Annotated in this window: 14 protein-coding genes; 6 read left to right on the forward strand and 8 right to left on the reverse strand. The window is 60.0% G+C overall.

Features of this window, described 5'->3' with window-relative positions:
• A partial coding sequence (locus tag G7A66_RS02390; protein WP_174294119.1) for a hypothetical protein occupies positions 1 to 331 on the forward strand: 331 nt, incomplete at its 5' end.
• A gap of 172 nt (positions 332 to 503) precedes the next feature.
• Here G7A66_RS02390 and G7A66_RS02395 read toward each other — a convergent pair.
• The 7 genes from G7A66_RS02395 to G7A66_RS02425 form a co-directional block, all read right to left on the reverse strand.
• Entirely contained in the window at positions 504 to 758 is a 255-nt protein-coding gene (locus tag G7A66_RS02395) for a hypothetical protein (RefSeq protein WP_174294120.1), read from the reverse strand.
• A gap of 218 nt (positions 759 to 976) precedes the next feature.
• Entirely contained in the window at positions 977 to 1354 is a 378-nt protein-coding gene (locus tag G7A66_RS02400; RefSeq protein WP_174294121.1) for a hypothetical protein, read from the reverse strand.
• Complete coding sequence (locus G7A66_RS02405) at positions 1351 to 1644, reverse strand: antitoxin Xre/MbcA/ParS toxin-binding domain-containing protein (RefSeq protein ID WP_174294122.1); 294 nt, start codon at positions 1642 to 1644, stop codon at positions 1351 to 1353. Before G7A66_RS02405 ends, G7A66_RS02400 begins: the two co-directional genes overlap by 4 nt.
• Before the next feature lie 119 nt (positions 1645 to 1763).
• Positions 1764 to 1982, reverse strand: a complete 219-nt coding sequence (locus G7A66_RS02410; protein WP_174294123.1) for a hypothetical protein — start codon at positions 1980 to 1982, stop codon at positions 1764 to 1766.
• A gap of 522 nt (positions 1983 to 2504) precedes the next feature.
• Positions 2505 to 3224, reverse strand: coding sequence for a Crp/Fnr family transcriptional regulator (locus G7A66_RS02415; protein WP_174294124.1), 720 nt, complete (start codon positions 3222 to 3224; stop codon positions 2505 to 2507).
• Positions 3221 to 3475, reverse strand: a complete 255-nt coding sequence (locus tag G7A66_RS02420; RefSeq protein WP_174294125.1) for a DUF6894 family protein — start codon at positions 3473 to 3475, stop codon at positions 3221 to 3223. Before G7A66_RS02420 ends, G7A66_RS02415 begins: the two co-directional genes overlap by 4 nt.
• 996 nt (positions 3476 to 4471) lie before the next feature.
• Entirely contained in the window at positions 4472 to 7204 is a 2733-nt protein-coding gene (locus G7A66_RS02425) for a TonB-dependent receptor (protein WP_174294126.1), read from the reverse strand.
• 330 nt (positions 7205 to 7534) lie between these two features.
• Between G7A66_RS02425 and wrbA the strand changes: the two genes are divergently transcribed.
• The 5 genes from wrbA (at position 7535) to purQ (ending at position 13264) form a co-directional block, all read left to right on the forward strand.
• Entirely contained in the window at positions 7535 to 8137 is a 603-nt protein-coding gene (gene wrbA, locus G7A66_RS02430; protein ID WP_174294127.1) for an NAD(P)H:quinone oxidoreductase, read from the forward strand.
• A gap of 183 nt (positions 8138 to 8320) precedes the next feature.
• Entirely contained in the window at positions 8321 to 9121 is an 801-nt protein-coding gene (gene purC, locus G7A66_RS02435; protein WP_174294128.1) for a phosphoribosylaminoimidazolesuccinocarboxamide synthase, read from the forward strand.
• Positions 9122 to 9354: 233 nt separating this feature from the next.
• The gene (locus G7A66_RS02440; RefSeq protein WP_174294129.1) at positions 9355 to 12174 is read left to right on the forward strand and encodes a M16 family metallopeptidase; all 2820 of its coding nucleotides are present in this window, start codon (positions 9355 to 9357) and stop codon (positions 12172 to 12174) included.
• A 179-nt stretch (positions 12175 to 12353) separates the two neighbouring features.
• Entirely contained in the window at positions 12354 to 12587 is a 234-nt protein-coding gene (gene purS, locus G7A66_RS02445) for a phosphoribosylformylglycinamidine synthase subunit PurS (RefSeq protein WP_174294130.1), read from the forward strand.
• Complete coding sequence (gene purQ, locus G7A66_RS02450) at positions 12587 to 13264, forward strand: phosphoribosylformylglycinamidine synthase subunit PurQ (RefSeq protein WP_174294131.1); 678 nt, start codon at positions 12587 to 12589, stop codon at positions 13262 to 13264. The genes purS and purQ overlap by 1 nt, the downstream gene beginning before the upstream one ends.
• A gap of 27 nt (positions 13265 to 13291) precedes the next feature.
• Here the strand turns inward: purQ and G7A66_RS02455 are convergent, their stop codons facing one another.
• Positions 13292 to 15643, reverse strand: coding sequence for a putative bifunctional diguanylate cyclase/phosphodiesterase (locus G7A66_RS02455; RefSeq protein ID WP_332310470.1), 2352 nt, complete (start codon positions 15641 to 15643; stop codon positions 13292 to 13294).
• Positions 15644 to 15692 lie beyond the last annotated feature (49 nt).

The following is a 15692-nucleotide window of genomic DNA, read 5'->3' on the forward strand; positions in this document are numbered from 1 at the left end:
CACTGAAGGCGCCCCCCAGGTCCCCGAGCATCTTGCCTACGAGTTCGTTGAGCGTGTCTGGATCTGGTTCGGTCATGAGAGCGCTTCGCCTGGCAGTGATGATGCGCCGCGGGCATTCATGCCAGCCACCATCGAGAGCGACCCGATACTTGCCGTGTTCGTTTGCCTGAAGCGAAAGAGGTTCTGCCTCAATTGTCTTCCTGTCAAGGAGGCTGTTGGGCCCCTAAGACCAAGCGAATTGGCGAAATGGCGCCTGCAGATCTTTTCAGACGATATCGATGCCGCGCGTCTGATCGTCGTTTGCGCCCGCCATGTTGTCGAGCGCGCGTGAAGCATAACGCAAGGAAGTGCCGCCGCCGGGAACATCCTGGCCAGCTTCTTCGATTACACCGGCACTCTCTGATCGAGAGTGCCAAACGACTTCGGCGTCGGTTCGTTATCAGTTTCAGTCGAGGACGAGTTGTTTGCACTTTCCGTGTCGGGTAAGCACTGACAATATCGTTTCATCCAGAACCATGCTGCTCATCTGCGCAGGCCGCTTCGAGACCCAAAGGATCGATCGTCACTATGCGGGTTGATCCAAGTCCACGAATGTGGATCAACGTTGCGGTCCTGACGTAAACCGTTCGTTCGTTCCCTTCGATAACCTCCTCGTCCGTATCGATATCGTAAGTGCCCGCCGGCAGCTCGCCATCGACTTCTGCAAGCACAAACGGAACGTTGAATGTCACCTGCGATCGGGTCGTGCGAATAGGCATCCTGACATTTCCTTCTACCAGCCTGGCCCTGTAGCCGCGTGATTTCAGCTGTTCTTGATCGTCTCCAAACCTTTTATCGATCCCGGTTTCAGGCTCGGCTGTGATGCGTTTGTCTTAATTTTTACAGCTTTAGGCTTCCGGATCTCGCGGTTTGATTTCTTCTGACTTTTCGACATCATCTGCTCCTGTTTTAATTGATGGCATGACACTTTCGCGCGTCAGGCGCCGCTTCGACGGCCTGAGGCGTCACCGCTTCCCGCAACTGACAAGTTCATGACGGCGAGTTGACGAGAATGTAGCAGTTCATTGAGCCCCATGAAGCTCTCCTGATTGCCGAGGGGCACTTGACTGGGGGCACACAAACCGGGTTCTACCTGTCTGTTCAGCCTGCTTGACTTTGCCAGATTGAATGCTCGGGGCTGTCCGCCATCAATGGCCTCGAGCACGCTGTAGCTATAGCGCTGGAAGAGCTTTGGCTCGGGATAGAGCCGCGGTTGATCGACCATCCCGAAGACAATGACAGGTCCGCCTGAATCGGGTTGAATGAGGCCGGCGCCCCGTCCACTATCATACGCGATGAGCGTGCCTTTTCTCACGGTGCTACTGCCTTTGAACCGATGATCTCGCCAGCGGCTGCAGCCAGATGTTGCAAGATGGCGCTGACCTCACTTTCTCCCGCCGGACTGCCAGTTGCAAGATCGAGCGGTCTGCCACCGAGACCTGAGTGTTCAGTGTTGAGAAATGCGATGGCAGCATCCTTGCCGAGCAGGAGAAAGGCCAAACGCGTGATAGCACCCTGCCGCTCAGCCTCTGCAGCGGGAATTGGGAAGGATTTCGGGCGTCGCCGCCAGTATGAAGCAGGTGCGCTGATCTTTTCTTCGGCCATCTGTAAGCCTCCCTGTCGTATGTGAAGTACCGCTCAACTATCAGCTTGAAGATCATGATGGACGGTTCGGTAGGCGGCAGCGCGACACCAACATAGCTGGGCCGATATTGCGCTGGGGATCAGAGAAGGAGCTCTCGTTCGAGCTCGGTCATCCGCCGCGCTTGTGCAATCGCATCATCGAGGTTCGTGTAACGGAACCCGCCCACAGAATAAGTCTCTGTCATGTGGCGCACCACACCGAGAGAGCCGGCAAGATGTTCGGGCGCGATACTCCCGCCCTCGTTATCCCAGACTTGTGCTTTTTCACGGCTGGAATTTGCTTGAGGTTCAGACATCATGGCGCTCCCTTGCTGTAAGCGGGAGCTCTAAGTCTCTCAGTCGAGGGCGCTCACGGTGAAGAAGCCACTACGATGAAGCTTAGATGGGGTGCCTGAAAGCAAATGCAACATGCGCGCTGCCTGGATGGCGCCTGTAAATGGGCCTGTCATGGGTAGGTTGCACAGGTGAGGGCATCAGGCGGAACCTCATAGCGATCTGCGGCGAATTATCCTGCATCGTAAACGCCGAGCTGCATATTCCGACCGAACAATGCCGCGCGTCGAGGAAGATCAAGCCAATCTATATCACCTGCCAGTTCTTGACTTCGATCGGCCGAAACTTTTGCATGGCCGCTCTGCGATCAACTCCGATCGGATCAGATGCAACCGGCACGCTCGGCTGCGCCAGCGGCCGTCTTGACGAGGCCAAAACCCCGGGCTTGATTACAATCCTCTTCAGCCCCTCCTCAGGACGTGTCACCCCGGCCGTTCCGCGTCCGCAACAGTCGCCTGAAGCTGGTTCCTAAGCGGAGCACCGAATCGTCAGCTGCTCCGCCGCCCGAGGTAGAGATATCCAGGATCGAATTCCGCTAATTGCTCAAGAGCGTCGAGGTCGTGAATCTCGACAAGTTTGTTGCGGAACGTAACGAGCCCCTGGTCCCGCAGGTCTCGCAGCATCCTGTTGATGTGGATGGACGTGAAGCCAAGGGCCTGGCCCAGTTCAGCTTGGCTTACGGGGAAGTTGTAGGTCGTATCCTCAGTCAAGCCGACTACCCTGAACCGGTAGAACATTTCGCAGAACAGGTGCGCTACCCTTTTAGTACCTGCTCGGCTCCCAAGGCAGACCAGCCATTCCCGATGGATCGATGCATCCACCATAGTCGCGAACCAGAGGATGCGCGCGAGGCGGGGATTGCTCTCGATGATCGCGGTGATGTCTCGGTGCGGTAGCTTGACTATGCGGCACTTGGTTAGAGCCGTGATGCTATGGTCGAGGATCTCCAGCGGATAGGAGTGAAGGTCAACGAAGTCTCCGGGTATATTGAACTGCATGATCTGCCGCATTCCATCGGCAGTGCATTTCGAACGACATGAAATTCCAGCAACAAGCAGCGAAGAGTAATGGATTTCCTCTCCTTCCGGTGCGATTATGTCTCCGGGAACGAAGTCTGCCGTCTCCTGCATCTTGTCGCGCAACAGGTCCCGCTCTTCTTCAGAGAACGCGTAGCGCTCCTGTATCGTGGCAAAAAGTTTTTCGATCATCGGTGACTTTTTTCCTGCCGGTCCGCAATTGCAAGGACATCTCCGAAACTAACCCTGAAGCACGTAGCGCCGCTCTCATCGGTCACTTCTACATTATGAGTAAGGTCCAGATGACCCGTTTTCACGCTTTCCGCAGCCATCAGGCGCGCCTCGTCTATAGCCAGGGCTAAAGCGGCGTCTGCATCGGGAAGATCTCGGCCTTCCTCGTCTAGTGTCTCTATGTCGTTGTGAAGATGGAAGAAGAACCGCATGTATTCAGAAAGCCGAGCAGGCTCCATCGTTCCCGATGAGACTGTCGATGTTCGGTCATGCTGAAGACCCTCAGGGCGGTATGAAGGCTCGCGTTGACGCAGCGCGAAGCCGGGTTCCTTTCAGAACTGATTTAGTTGAATGACCTGCGCTTGCCCCTTCTCCAAAAGTGTTGTGCAAACGGAGGAGATTCGCGATGGTCGATCGCCTGAAGCGCTACAAATTCGAGGTCCTGTTTCTGGGCTTCGCATGGGCGGGTGTGATCACAACCGTAGTCTGTACAGCGGCCTGATTGCCGGTGATGGGCGGCTAAGCGGCTTCTGCAGAAGATCGCTCCGTACGGGAGTGACATTTTTCTGGGATGGCTTGGGTGCTGAATGTCGCCCTTCCGGTGCTCGCTGCGCATTAGCGGACTGTCAGCAAGCGGCCCATTCGCGGACAGATGCGGCGGTCCCTGCGGGAATGATGCCGAGCGGCAATCCGCTCTCGATCACTACCGGGGCGGGCAGATGAGAACATTCAATCCCCACCGCAAATGATGATCGCAGCCGAGGAAATCTGAAGTCGTGTAATATTCCGAGCGATTTCGGAAAGGTTCTCGAAAGGTTGCATCGTGACAGCAATATCTCCGGACTCCAGATGCGCAAACACCGGGTTCCCCGCCGCTCGGCTCAAACCCGCGCTGGAGGAAAGCTGGGGGTCACGTCGTCTCGCTTTTTCAGGAACCCTAAGATTTCAGCCTTCTATGGGATGACGCCCTTGGCACCACACCTGCTCCTCCTTGAACAGATCACGAGTGCAGGCGTGGCTTATCGCAGTCACCTGATCGGGTCTGCCGGCCAGGGATGAAGGCCGGGACGCCTCGCTGCAGACACCGCGCGCCGCTTATCAGACGCTATTGTTCGCCCGCCAGATCCGCACACGATCTGCACCGCGCGCAAGAAAAAGGCCGCCTCCCTTCCGGGAAGCGGCCTTCATTTGCCGCGACGAACAGCGTCTTAGAAGCGTCCGCGAACCGTCAGACCGTAAGTGCGCGGTTCGGCAAGGAACGCCGAATAGGTCTGTTGCGGAGCAACAAAGGGAGTGTTGAACGCGACCTGCGTGTAATCCACGTCGAACAGGTTCTGCGCCCATGCCTCGATAGCCCAGGCCCGATCGGGTCCGGTGATACCAATCCGGCCATTTACCACCACATAGCCGTCCTGTTCCTTGCCATAGAGCAGATCGGAACCGGTGTTGTAGTCGCTGGTCATACGCGCATTGAGGAAGAACAGGCCGTTCAGCCCGCTATCGCCGATGGGCGGTGTCCAGGTCAGCGATCCGGTGGTGACCAGTTCAGGCGCGTTGGAGAGATTGTCACCAGGCAGCAGGCGCAAGGCCGGGTCCAGCGGGGTACCATCACTGTCGCCGATAAGATCATCGGTGTAGCTGGTATCGGTGTAGGTGAAGCCGAGGGTGGCGTCGAAATCGCGTGCCGGCGAGATCGTGGTTTCGACTTCGATACCCTGCGAGATCACGCCAGGCTGAACGTTCTCAGGGAGGCAGGCACCCGTTGCGGCGCTCGCATCCGTATCCGCTCCGCCGAGATCGGTGGAACAGGCATTGACGTTCTGCACCAGGAAGACCGACCCGTTGAACGTGTTCAGCTGGAAGTTGCTGAACTCCTGGCGGAATGCAGCGACGCTGGCCGAGAACATGCGGCTCGAGTATTTCGCGCCGATTTCGAATGCATCAACCGTTTCCTCGTCGAACTGAAGGTTTGCAACATCGCCCGCCACCAGCGGCCCGAGGATCACGCCCAGACCTGCCGTGCCCGTAAGCGCCGAACGGTCGAGGTTGAAACCGCCCGCCTTGTAGCCGCGCGAATAGCTGCCGTAGAACAGCAGATCGTCGTTCGGCTGGTAGGACAGGATGGCCGTGCCGGTGAATTCGTCTTCATCGCGGCTGTCGTTCAACGTCAGGCCGTCGATTTCCGAGGTCGAGTTGCCCTGGCAGGAAAGCGAGATCAGGCCACCAGCGAGCCCGGCAAGAGCGGGAACGCCCAGGAGGCCGCTGAGCAGCTGCCGGTTACGCGGGCAGATAACGTTGTCATTGGCCAGCGTCGCGTCAAAGTCCTTGGTTTCGTTGGTATAACGAAGGCCAAGGGTCAGATCGAGCTTGTCGGTGATGTGGAAGATGTTGTGCGTGAAGAACGCGTAGTTTTCGCTCTGCTGATTATAGACATCGCCCGTACCGCCGAGGTCGTTCAATTGCGACAGATTGTTCAGGCCGGCAAGAATGAGCGGCGTCGCAGGGCCGAAGGCTCCCGCTCCGCCATTCGCGCCGAGCAGCGCTGCACGCCCGCCCGCGCTCAGACAGCCGGTGCCGCCCGGCGCCACCAGCGCCGGATTCACCGCCAGCACGATCCGGCATGGAGCGAACGCACCGTACTGCGTTCCGAAACGCAGATTGTCGCGAACCTGCAGATCTTCATTGGCGTAGAATCCGCCGACCAGCCAGTCGAGCCGGTCTGCGAAAAGCGAACCCTGAAGGCGCACTTCCTGCGTGAAGGTCTTGAACTGACGGGCACCTGCATTCGGGCCGGGCGTGCGGTAGAGAATGTCGACACCAGTGTAGTCCGTGTCCGATCCCTGGAAATTTTCATACTCGCGATAGCCGGTGATCGAGGTCAGCGAGATGTCGCCGAGATTATAGTTGATCTCGCCCGAAATTCCGTAATCCTCGGTCTCGCCTTCAAAAGTACGGCCTCGCGTGGGATAGAGGTTGCGCTCGAACATATCGTCCGTCAGCGCACGGGGATCCTGACCCAACGCCAGCAGGACGGGAATGATCGGATTGCCCGTGCTGTTGAGGCCCGGCGATCCGCCGAGCGGCCGGTTGTAGGGATCCAGGCCGGGGCTCACGCGGGCGAGCGGATTGAATTCAGGCGTCACGAAAACGGCCGCGCAGCAGGCCTCGTCCTTCTTGGAATAATCGACAACTACCCGCGCCGTTAGGTCTACGCTGGGTTCGAACAGCAACTGGCCGCGCAGCAGATAACGGTCGCGATCGTTCACATCCACATTGTTGACCACGTCATCGTAGAAGCCATCGCGCTTCATGTAGACGCCGTCGATCCGGCCGGCGAGCGTCGTGCCGAAAGGCACATTCACGCCGCCTTCGACGCGGTACATGTCGTAATTGCCGTAGCTGAAAGCGCCATAGCCTGAGAAATCGAACTCGGGCTGCGCGGTGTAGACGCTGATAAGACCCGCCGAAGCGTTACGACCACCGAGCGTTCCCTGCGGACCGCGAAGGATTTCGATACGATCGATCGGACCGAGTTCGCTGAGCGCATTGCCCGAGCGCGAACGATAGACGCCATCGACGAACACGGCGACCGAGCTTTCGAGGCCCGGGTTGTCACCCACGGTGCCGATGCCGCGAATACGGGCCGAGCCGTTCGCCTCATTACCGGTCGAGGAAACCAGCAGCGAAGGTGCGACCTGGTTCAGTTCGCGAATGTCGCTGGTGCCCGATTTTTCCAGCAGGTCGCCGGAAACGGCGGAAACGGCGATGGGAACATCGGCTAGCGATTGCTGACGGCCCTGTGCGGTCACGACGATCTCGAAGTCGCTGCGATCCTGCGTCGTCATCAAGGGCGGCTCTTGCGGCTCCTCGACATCAGCATTTTCAGCGATGGTGTTTCCTACGGTCTGCGCATGAGCAAGGCTCGACGGCAGCGCAGCCATTGCGGCCAGCGAAACGCCTGTGGCCAGCGCGTACCTGGCAGCAGCGCCAAAAATACGCGGACTCGTTCCGTCAGTTCGGGGTGTGTTCACCAAAATTTCTCCCAAATTTTTAATTTTTTTCTTGGCATCCCCTGGGGAGGTTGATGCGTCATTGCTTAAACTGCCTCAAAGTCGCGGCAAGTCAACCGGCAGCGCGATGCAACCCGCAAGAATACTGCGTTTGAAGCACAGGTGTGGCACGATTGCATCCTTCGCAAGTGCAGCAAAAGCCGGAACGATTAAGCGTGACGGCGTTGCTTGATTAGACATTCACAAACGACGGAGACTTACGTGGCGCGCATTCTTGTTCTCTATTACTCATCCTATGGCCATGTCGGCGCGATGGCCGACGCAGTGGCCGAAGGTGTTCGCGATGCGGGTGGCGAATGCGACATCCGCCACGTACCTGAAACCGCGCCGGCCGAAATTGTCGAAAGTGCAGGCTTTACCGGCATGAAGGACCACGATCAGATCGAGGGACCGGATCACCTGGAAAAATATGACGGCATCATCGTGGGATCCCCGACCCGCTACGGCCGCATGACCAGCCAGATGGCCAGCTTCTGGGATCAGACCGGCGGGTTGTGGATGAAGGGTGCGCTGGTCGGCAAGGTCGGCGCCGCATTCACTTCCACCGCCAGCCAGCACGGAGGGCAGGAGACCACATTGTTCTCCATACTGACGAACCTGCTGCACATGGGCTGCACCATCGTCGGGCTGGATTATGGTTTCGGCGGCCAGAACGGCGTTGATGAGGTCAAGGGCGGCTCGCCCTATGGTGCGACCACAATCGCCGGCCCGGATGGCTCGCGTCAGCCAAGTCAGGTTGAACTGGACGGCGCCCGCTACCTGGGTCGCCGGGTGGCCCAGACCTCGAGCAAGCTTCACGGCTGATCGATGCGATCGGCGGCGGTAAATGGCCGCTCCGCCGCCGAAGCAGCGATTGCTTTAGGCCGGAGGCAAGTGTAGAGGCGGCACGGCGCCCCGGCCCCTGCGAAGCGCGGATGTTTTGCGGCCAGGGCTATCGTATTTTTGCGCAGTCCATCCAGATGGGCCATCGCGTGTGGGGAAAACATCATGTCGCGTCGCCGCCAGATCTACGAAGGCAAGGCCAAGATCCTTTACGAGGGGCCGGAACCCGGCACGATCATCCAGTATTTCAAGGATGATGCCACGGCCTTCAACGCGCAGAAGAAGGGCACGATCAACGGCAAGGGCGTGATCAACAACCGGATCAGCGAATTCGTTTTCACCCGCCTCGCCCAGATCGGCATACCCACCCATTTCCTGCGCCGCCTGAACATGCGCGAACAGCTGGTCCGCCAGGTCGAGATTATCCCGATCGAAGTGGTCGTCCGCAATGTCGCCGCCGGTTCGCTGAGCAAGCGACTGGGGATCGAGGAAGGCGAACAGCTGCCGCACACGCTGATCGAATATTGCTACAAGGATGATGCGCTCGGTGACCCGCTGGTCGGCGAAGAACACATCGCCTGTTTTGGCTGGGCCAGTAACGAAGAGATGCAGGATATCGCCAGCATGGCCATCCGCATCAACGATTTCCTCGTCGGCATGTTCGCGGCGATCAATATCCGGCTTGTCGATTTCAAGCTGGAATTCGGCCGGATGTGGGATGGCGATTACGCCCGCGTCATTCTGGCCGACGAGATCAGCCCGGATGGCTGCCGGTTGTGGGACATGAACACGGGCGAAAAGCTCGACAAGGACCGCTTCCGCCGCGACCTGGGCGGCGAGGAAGAAGCCTATCAGGAAGTCGCCCGCAGATTGGGCCTGCTCCAGAATGACGATGGCAGTGCCGGCGAGGTTTTCGACATGTCGGCGCATCGCGGAAAATTGCGGAATACTAAGCCGAAGAAGTAATCGGGCGCGCTCCTGAAGGAGCAGGCGGCCCCCTATCCGGTTTCCTGTCGCTGGTCGAAGCGCCTGCCCTGCCGGCAGAGCGCGTATTTGACCTCGCCCTAAATTGCAGTAGTCAGGAAAGTGCATGGCCGGATGGTCAGCGCACGTATGCGCCCCCTGTCATGTGCAACGCAATTGAGGGGTCGTATCTAATGAACAGCACATCTTTCTCCCGGCGATTTGCCAGGGCTGCCATGGCGGGCGCATCCGCCGCCGTCCTGCTTGTCGCGACACCCGGACTTGCACAGGGCCCGGTCGAGGGCTGGAACGTCGAAGCGACCGACGTCGTCCCCGATGCCTCGGTGATCTACGGCCAGCTGGACAACGGCATGAAATACGCCATCCGGCAGAACGACAAGCCCGAAGGCACCGCCGCCATCCGCATGCATGTCGACTTCGGGTCACTGGCCGAAGCCGATAACGAGCGCGGACTTGCTCACTTCATCGAACACATGGCCTTCAACGGCACGACCAACATCCCCGAAGGAGAAATGGTCAAGCTGCTCGAACGCAAGGGCCTCGCCTTCGGTGCCGATACCAACGCCTACACGGGCTTTGACGAAACCGTTTACATGCTCGACCTGCCGCAGACCAGCGACGACCTCGTCGATACGGGACTGATGCTGATGCGCGAGACTGCCGGCGAGATCCTGTTCGACCCTGCTGCCGTCGATCGCGAACGCGGCGTCATAGTCGGTGAACGCCGGGCGCGCGACAGCTTCCAGCTACGCCAGATCATGGACCAGCTGCGCTTCACAGCGCCGAACACGCCCTATGCGGACCGTTTTCCCATCGGTACGGATGAAGTGCTCACCACCGCTCCGGCGGAGCGGCTGAAGGCGCTGTACAACCGCTATTACCGGCCGGAGAACACGACACTCATCATGGTCGGCGACTTCGACCCCGCCGCTATCGAAGCGAAGATCCGCGCAGTTTTCTCCGACTGGCAGGCCGAAGGTGCAGCCGGTGCCCCCGCCCCGCTCGGCAGCGTGGACATGAACCGTCCTGCCGCTTTCGATACCTTCATCGATCCGGCAGCACCCTCGCAAGTCCTGATCGAGATCATGCGGCCCTATGACGACCCTGCCGATACGGTAACCGAGAGGCGCGCAGCCTCCTTGCGTTCTGCCGCCACCGGCCTGTTCGACCAGCGCCTGTCGCGCCTGACCAGCGCGGCCGATTCCAACGTGCTTAATGCAGGCATCGGTCTCAGCGAATATGAGGATGCCGCCGACACCACCACTCTGCGTGCGACGACCCGCGATGGCGCATGGCAGGAAGGGCTGGAACTGCTCGAAACCGAAGCTCGCCGTGCGGCCAAGTTCGGTTTCACCCAGCGTGAACTCGATCGCTATCTCGCCAATCGGGAGACTGCCTATCGCACGGCTGTCGAACAGGCCGAGGCACGTACTAACGCGCAGATCGCCAACGACATCGTCGCCATCGCTGCCGAGGACGATTTCCTCACCGACCCCGCCTGGCGCTACGAATTTTTCCAGACCTATCGCGGCGATCTGACGCTCGACGCCGTCAACGCACAATTCCGCGAGTTGCTCGACGGAAGCGCACCAGTCGTCCACGTTGCCGGCAAGCAGATCGAAGGCGGTGAAGAGGCTATACAGCGAGCCTATCTGGCCAGCCTGGCCGAAGATGTCGTGCCGATGGACGCAGCCGACGAGGTCATGTTCGCCTATGACGATTTCGGCACGCCCGGTACCGTCGTTTCCGACGAGCGGATCGAGGATCTCGACATCCGTACCGTGCGCTTCGACAACAACGTACGCCTGAATATCAAGAAGACCGATTTCGAGCCGGGGCGGGTTCGCTTCAACGTGGCCATGTCCGGCGGGCAGTTCATCCTGCCTGAGCAGAATTCGGGCTACGCTTTGATGCTGTCCACGGTAGGATCGAATGCGGCCACCGCACGCAATTCGGAAGAGGATCTGAAGGAAGTGCTGGCCGGGCGCAATGTCACCACCGGCTTCCAGCCTGCCGTGGATGCCTTCGTTGTTGGCGGGGCGACTACTCCGGAAGATCTCGAACTTCAGATGAAGGTCAGCGCCGCTTATCTGACGGATGCGGGTTTCCGTCCCGAGGCGCAGTCCCGCTACGCCTCGCTGGTGGACGTTATCTCCGAACAGCTGAACGCCACCCCGCAGAACGTCGCCGCCACGCAGGTACCGACGATCATCGCGAATGACGACCCGCGCTTCGGCATACCCGGACGTGAAGTGCTTTCCGCGCTATCGCTGGAAGACCTTCGCAGCCTGTACCTGGCCAACGCGGCCGACGCCCCGATCGAGATCGGCATCGTCGGCGACATCGACGAAGATGCCGCCATCGCCGCCGTTGCACAAAGCTTCGGCGCATTGCCTGAAAGAATGGTGCAGCAGCCGGACTTCGCAGCCCAAAGGACAGCTCGCTTCCGTGAAGATCTGACGCCGGTCGTGCTGACCCATGGCGGACAGGCCGACCAGGCGATGGTCAACAATTACTGGCCGCTGCCGGACGACAGCGATTATCGTCTCGAAACAGGCATCTCGATGCTCAGTTCGGTAATGCGCCTGATGCTGACGGAAGAATTGCGTGAAAACCTTGGCGCGACCTATGGAGCTAGCGTCGGCGCCAGCATGTCTGAAGATTTCACCGACTTCGGCTATCTGGCGGCTGGCGCGGTTGTCGATCCGGCACAGATGGACGTGGTGGAAGCGGCCATTCTCGAAGTCGCCCGGCAACTTCGTGATGCGCCGGTGGATGCCGACCTCCTCACCCGCGCCCGCAATCCGGCGCTGGAGCAGCAACAGCAATCCCTGACCGACAATGGCTATTGGGCGGCCTACGTCTCGAGCGCGCAGGGCGAAGCGGAGCGACTGGACCGCATCAGGCAGCGGCGCGCCAATCTCGAAGCTGTCACCCCCGCAGAGCTCCAGACGCTGGCCCAGCGCTATCTCGACCCTGCGCAGCGGCTTTCCGTTCGCGTCGTCGCAGAAGAGGTTGCTGCTGCCGCCAACTGATCTGCGGGACATGAGCAAGACACTATCATGGGTCCGGCGGCGCATTTGCAACGCCGGACCCATCTGTTTGCATCCAGTCTTTTGCGAAGGACGCTCCTTGAGGGCTGCCGCTTGCTCGCAGTCGCCGCACAGGGCATAGGCGCATCGAATCCCCAGATCCGGAACGAGACAGGCCAATCATGAAGTTACGAATTCACGTCAGCCGCAAGCCGGGTGTTCTCGACCCCGAAGGTCGCGCCGTACACCATGCGCTGGAAGGGCTCGGCTTCCAGGGTATCGAGGACGTCCGCATCGGGCGGATGGTGGAACTCGAGGTGGCGGACAACACCAGCGACGCAGCCATCGAGGAAATGTGCCGCAAGCTGCTCGCCAATACGGTCATCGAGAATTACCGGATCGAGAAGGTCGCCTGATGAGCTTTTCCGCAGCCGTCATCACCTTTCCCGGCTCGAATTGCGACCGCGACATGGCGGTGGCTCTGGAGACCGTCACCGGTCATGCGCCACTGCGGATCTGGCACGGCGATGCCGATTTGCCGGAGAGGCTGGATCTGATCGCCCTGCCCGGCGGGTTCTCCTATGGCGACTATCTCCGCTCTGGCGCATTGGCCGCGCGCAGCCCGGTCCTGAAGGCGGTATCATCCGCCGCGGCGCGCGGCGTACCCGTCCTCGGCGTCTGCAACGGCTTCCAGGTGCTGACCGAAAGCGGGCTGCTACCCGGTGCGCTGATGCGGAACGAGAGCATGCATTTCATCTGCCGGGACATGCCCTTGCGGGTCGAGAATGCGGAATCCAGCTTTACGAACGGGTTCGTTACCGGTCAGGAGATTACCATTCCGGTCGCGCATCACGACGGCAATTTTTTTGCCAATGAGGAAACTCTGGACCGGCTTGAAGGCGAAGGCAGGGTTGCTTTTCGCTACCTGGACAGTTGCAACGGATCGCGGCGCGATATTGCGGGCATTCTGAACGCAGGCGGTAACGTCCTCGGCATGATGCCCCACCCCGAACGAGCGGTGGACGCGGCGCATGGCGGAACGGACGGTCGCATCCTGTTCGAAAGCATGTTGAACGCTCTCGCCCCTGCCTGAGGCGGCACGGGGCTGCTGATCGGCTTATCAGGCTCGCAGTCTGGCCTGTCGCACGAACAATTGACGGGCATCGGATGCGGACATCGGCCGTCCGAAGTGATACCCCTGGATCTTCGTGCATCCCATCTTGCGGATCATCTCGGCTTCCTCGGCCGTTTCGACGCCTTCGGCAGTCGTCGCCATTTCGAGACTATCGGCCATCGCCACGACAGCACGGATGATGGCGAGGCTTTCGGCGCTGTTCTGAGCCGCGCCCTGCACGAAGCTGCGATCAACCTTGATGGTCGAGAACTTCAGTTTTCGCAGATAACCGAGTGATGAATAGCCGGTGCCGAAATCGTCCAGTGCCACCGTGCAGCCCAGCGCCATGACCTGCTCCAGCGCGGCGCGCGCCAGATTGGCGTCGCGAAGAAAGATGCTCTCGGTCACCTCCACTTCCAGCCGGTGAGCCTCCAGCCCGCTCCGCCGCAGGGCGTTGACGACCGTATCTGCGAAAGCCGGTTCGACCAGTTGCTCGGGCGAGACGTTGACGGCGATGCGAACATGGGTAGGCCAGTTCACGGCCTCGCGGCAGGCGCGCTCCATCACCCAGGTGCCGATCGGCACGATCAGCCTCGTATCCTCCGCCAGCGGGATGAACTTGGCCGGGCTGACGAAGCCGTGTTCCTTGCTGTTCCAGCGGACGAGAGCCTCGAAGCTCACGATGGCTTCGCTGTTGGCATCCACGACAGGCTGAAAAGCGAGATCGAGTTCCTCATTTTCCAGCGCCCGGCGAAGCGAAAATTCCAGCTTGCGCCGCTCCTCTGCCGAGGCGTGCAGCGCAGGTTCGTAGCAATAATGTTCGGACCCGCCGTTATCCTTGGCACGGTAGAGCGCGAGATCGGCATTGCGCATCAATTCCTCGACCGTGCCGCCGTCACGTGGCCCGACAGCGGAACCGACGCTGGCGCCGACGAACAGGGTGTTCCCCTCGATGTCATAGGGCCTCGAAAGCTCGCTGATGATGGCGTCGGCGACGGTTTGCACATGGCCTTTCTTATCCGCGTCACGGATGACGATGGCGAACTCGTCCCCGCCGAGGCGGCCGCACATCTCGTTGGTGCCGAGAAGCCCCTTCAATCGGCCGGAGACCTGTGCCAGCAACTGGTCGCCGACCAGATGTCCCAGCGAGTCATTGACGGCCTTGAACCGGTCGAGGTCGATCATCAGGAAGGCACAACGCGACCGCCACTGCTTGGAATAGCGCATGGCCTCACCCAGGGCCTCGTTCAGCATCAGCCGGTTGGGCAATCCCGTCAGGGTGTCATAACGCGCAAGATAGGCGATTTTCTCGGACGATTCCCGCTGTTCCGTCACGTCGGAGCCGACACCGCGGAAACCGAGATAGGCTCCGCGCTCGTCCAGCATCGGTGTTCCGGACAATTCCCACCAGCGCGTCGCGCCGGAAATGCTGACCTTCACGATGAGATTGGAGAAATTCTCCCGCCGCTTCAGCCGTTCGGCCAGATCGTGCAGGCTGGTGGAAAACTGACCCGTCTCCCACGCATCGCCCGATATCAGTTGCAGGAAGGGCAAGCCGTCGATCTCGTCTGTGGTGCGGCCCAGTGCGAAGGCAAAGCGCGGCGAAACCGAACGGATCCGGCGTGCGGTGTCGACCTGCCAGAGCCAGTCGGCCTCGTTCTCTTCAAATTCGCGCAGAAGCAGCGAAACGACTTCGCTCTTTTCCACCACGCCAGCTTCCGCAATCCGGGCTTTCAAATAGTTGCGTGCGCCCTCTATCGTGCCGAGAATCGACAGGACGACGAAGACCACCACCGTCGCAGCAAGGTCGTAGGCGCCCTGCCAGCAGAACACACCGACAGCCGTCAGACCGGTGATCATCGCGAAAGTTACCGTGCCGAGCGGCGCAGCGGAAAGGCGAAGCGCCGCACTGGTCACGAGCATGGCGGCAATGGCCCACAGCGCCATCTGCTCGCCCTGCGTGCCATAAGGCATGAACAGCAGCATCGGCGCGGACCAGACCAGCGCGATCAAGGATTGGCTGATCGCCTGCTTGTTGAATTCGACCCGGGTCATGCGCCGCTTGTCGGCATCACCCAGCCCCTTGTCGTAGCGAATGGCCGAGTAGACAGCCACGGCAAGAGCCGCCAGCCAGCCGAACTGAACCACGACGGAAACCTGGCCGAAATAAATCAGCACGACGAGCGCCGCAGCAATGAAATGCGTTGCGACGCGCGTGGTGCTGACCCGTGCCAAATAGGAATATTGCAATCCGCGCAGCCGCGCCCAGTCACCCGTTTCCGGATCGGTCAGACCTAGAACCGCCAAGGCAGGCAGATCGTCGGGCAAGGTCGGAAGGTCTTGGCTGTTGTCGGTCACACAAGAGCGATAGAACCGAAAAGGTTATGACCGGGTAAACCAAAGTGCG

It is taken from the genome of Alteripontixanthobacter muriae (genome assembly GCF_013336795.1).
GTDB classification, from domain to species: domain Bacteria; phylum Pseudomonadota; class Alphaproteobacteria; order Sphingomonadales; family Sphingomonadaceae; genus Pseudopontixanthobacter; species Pseudopontixanthobacter muriae.

What these genes read in the sequence shown, in the direction of transcription:
- G7A66_RS02395 (WP_174294120.1), bottom strand. Translation starts at nt 758, where the DNA reads ATGCCTATTCGCACGACCCGATCGCAGGTGACATTCAACGTTCCGTTT.
- G7A66_RS02405 (WP_174294122.1), bottom strand. Translation starts at nt 1,644, where the DNA reads ATGGCCGAAGAAAAGATCAGCGCACCTGCTTCATACTGGCGGCGACGC.
- G7A66_RS02410 (WP_174294123.1), bottom strand. Translation starts at nt 1,982, where the DNA reads ATGATGTCTGAACCTCAAGCAAATTCCAGCCGTGAAAAAGCACAAGTC.
- G7A66_RS02415 (WP_174294124.1), bottom strand. Translation starts at nt 3,224, where the DNA reads ATGATCGAAAAACTTTTTGCCACGATACAGGAGCGCTACGCGTTCTCT.
- G7A66_RS02420 (WP_174294125.1), bottom strand. Translation starts at nt 3,475, where the DNA reads ATGCGGTTCTTCTTCCATCTTCACAACGACATAGAGACACTAGACGAG.
- G7A66_RS02425 (WP_174294126.1), bottom strand. Translation starts at nt 7,204, where the DNA reads ATGGCTGCGCTGCCGTCGAGCCTTGCTCATGCGCAGACCGTAGGAAAC.
- purC (WP_174294128.1), top strand. Translation starts at nt 8,321, where the DNA reads ATGTCGCGTCGCCGCCAGATCTACGAAGGCAAGGCCAAGATCCTTTAC.
- G7A66_RS02440 (WP_174294129.1), top strand. Translation starts at nt 9,355, where the DNA reads ATGGCGGGCGCATCCGCCGCCGTCCTGCTTGTCGCGACACCCGGACTT.
- purS (WP_174294130.1), top strand. Translation starts at nt 12,354, where the DNA reads ATGAAGTTACGAATTCACGTCAGCCGCAAGCCGGGTGTTCTCGACCCC.
- purQ (WP_174294131.1), top strand. Translation starts at nt 12,587, where the DNA reads ATGAGCTTTTCCGCAGCCGTCATCACCTTTCCCGGCTCGAATTGCGAC.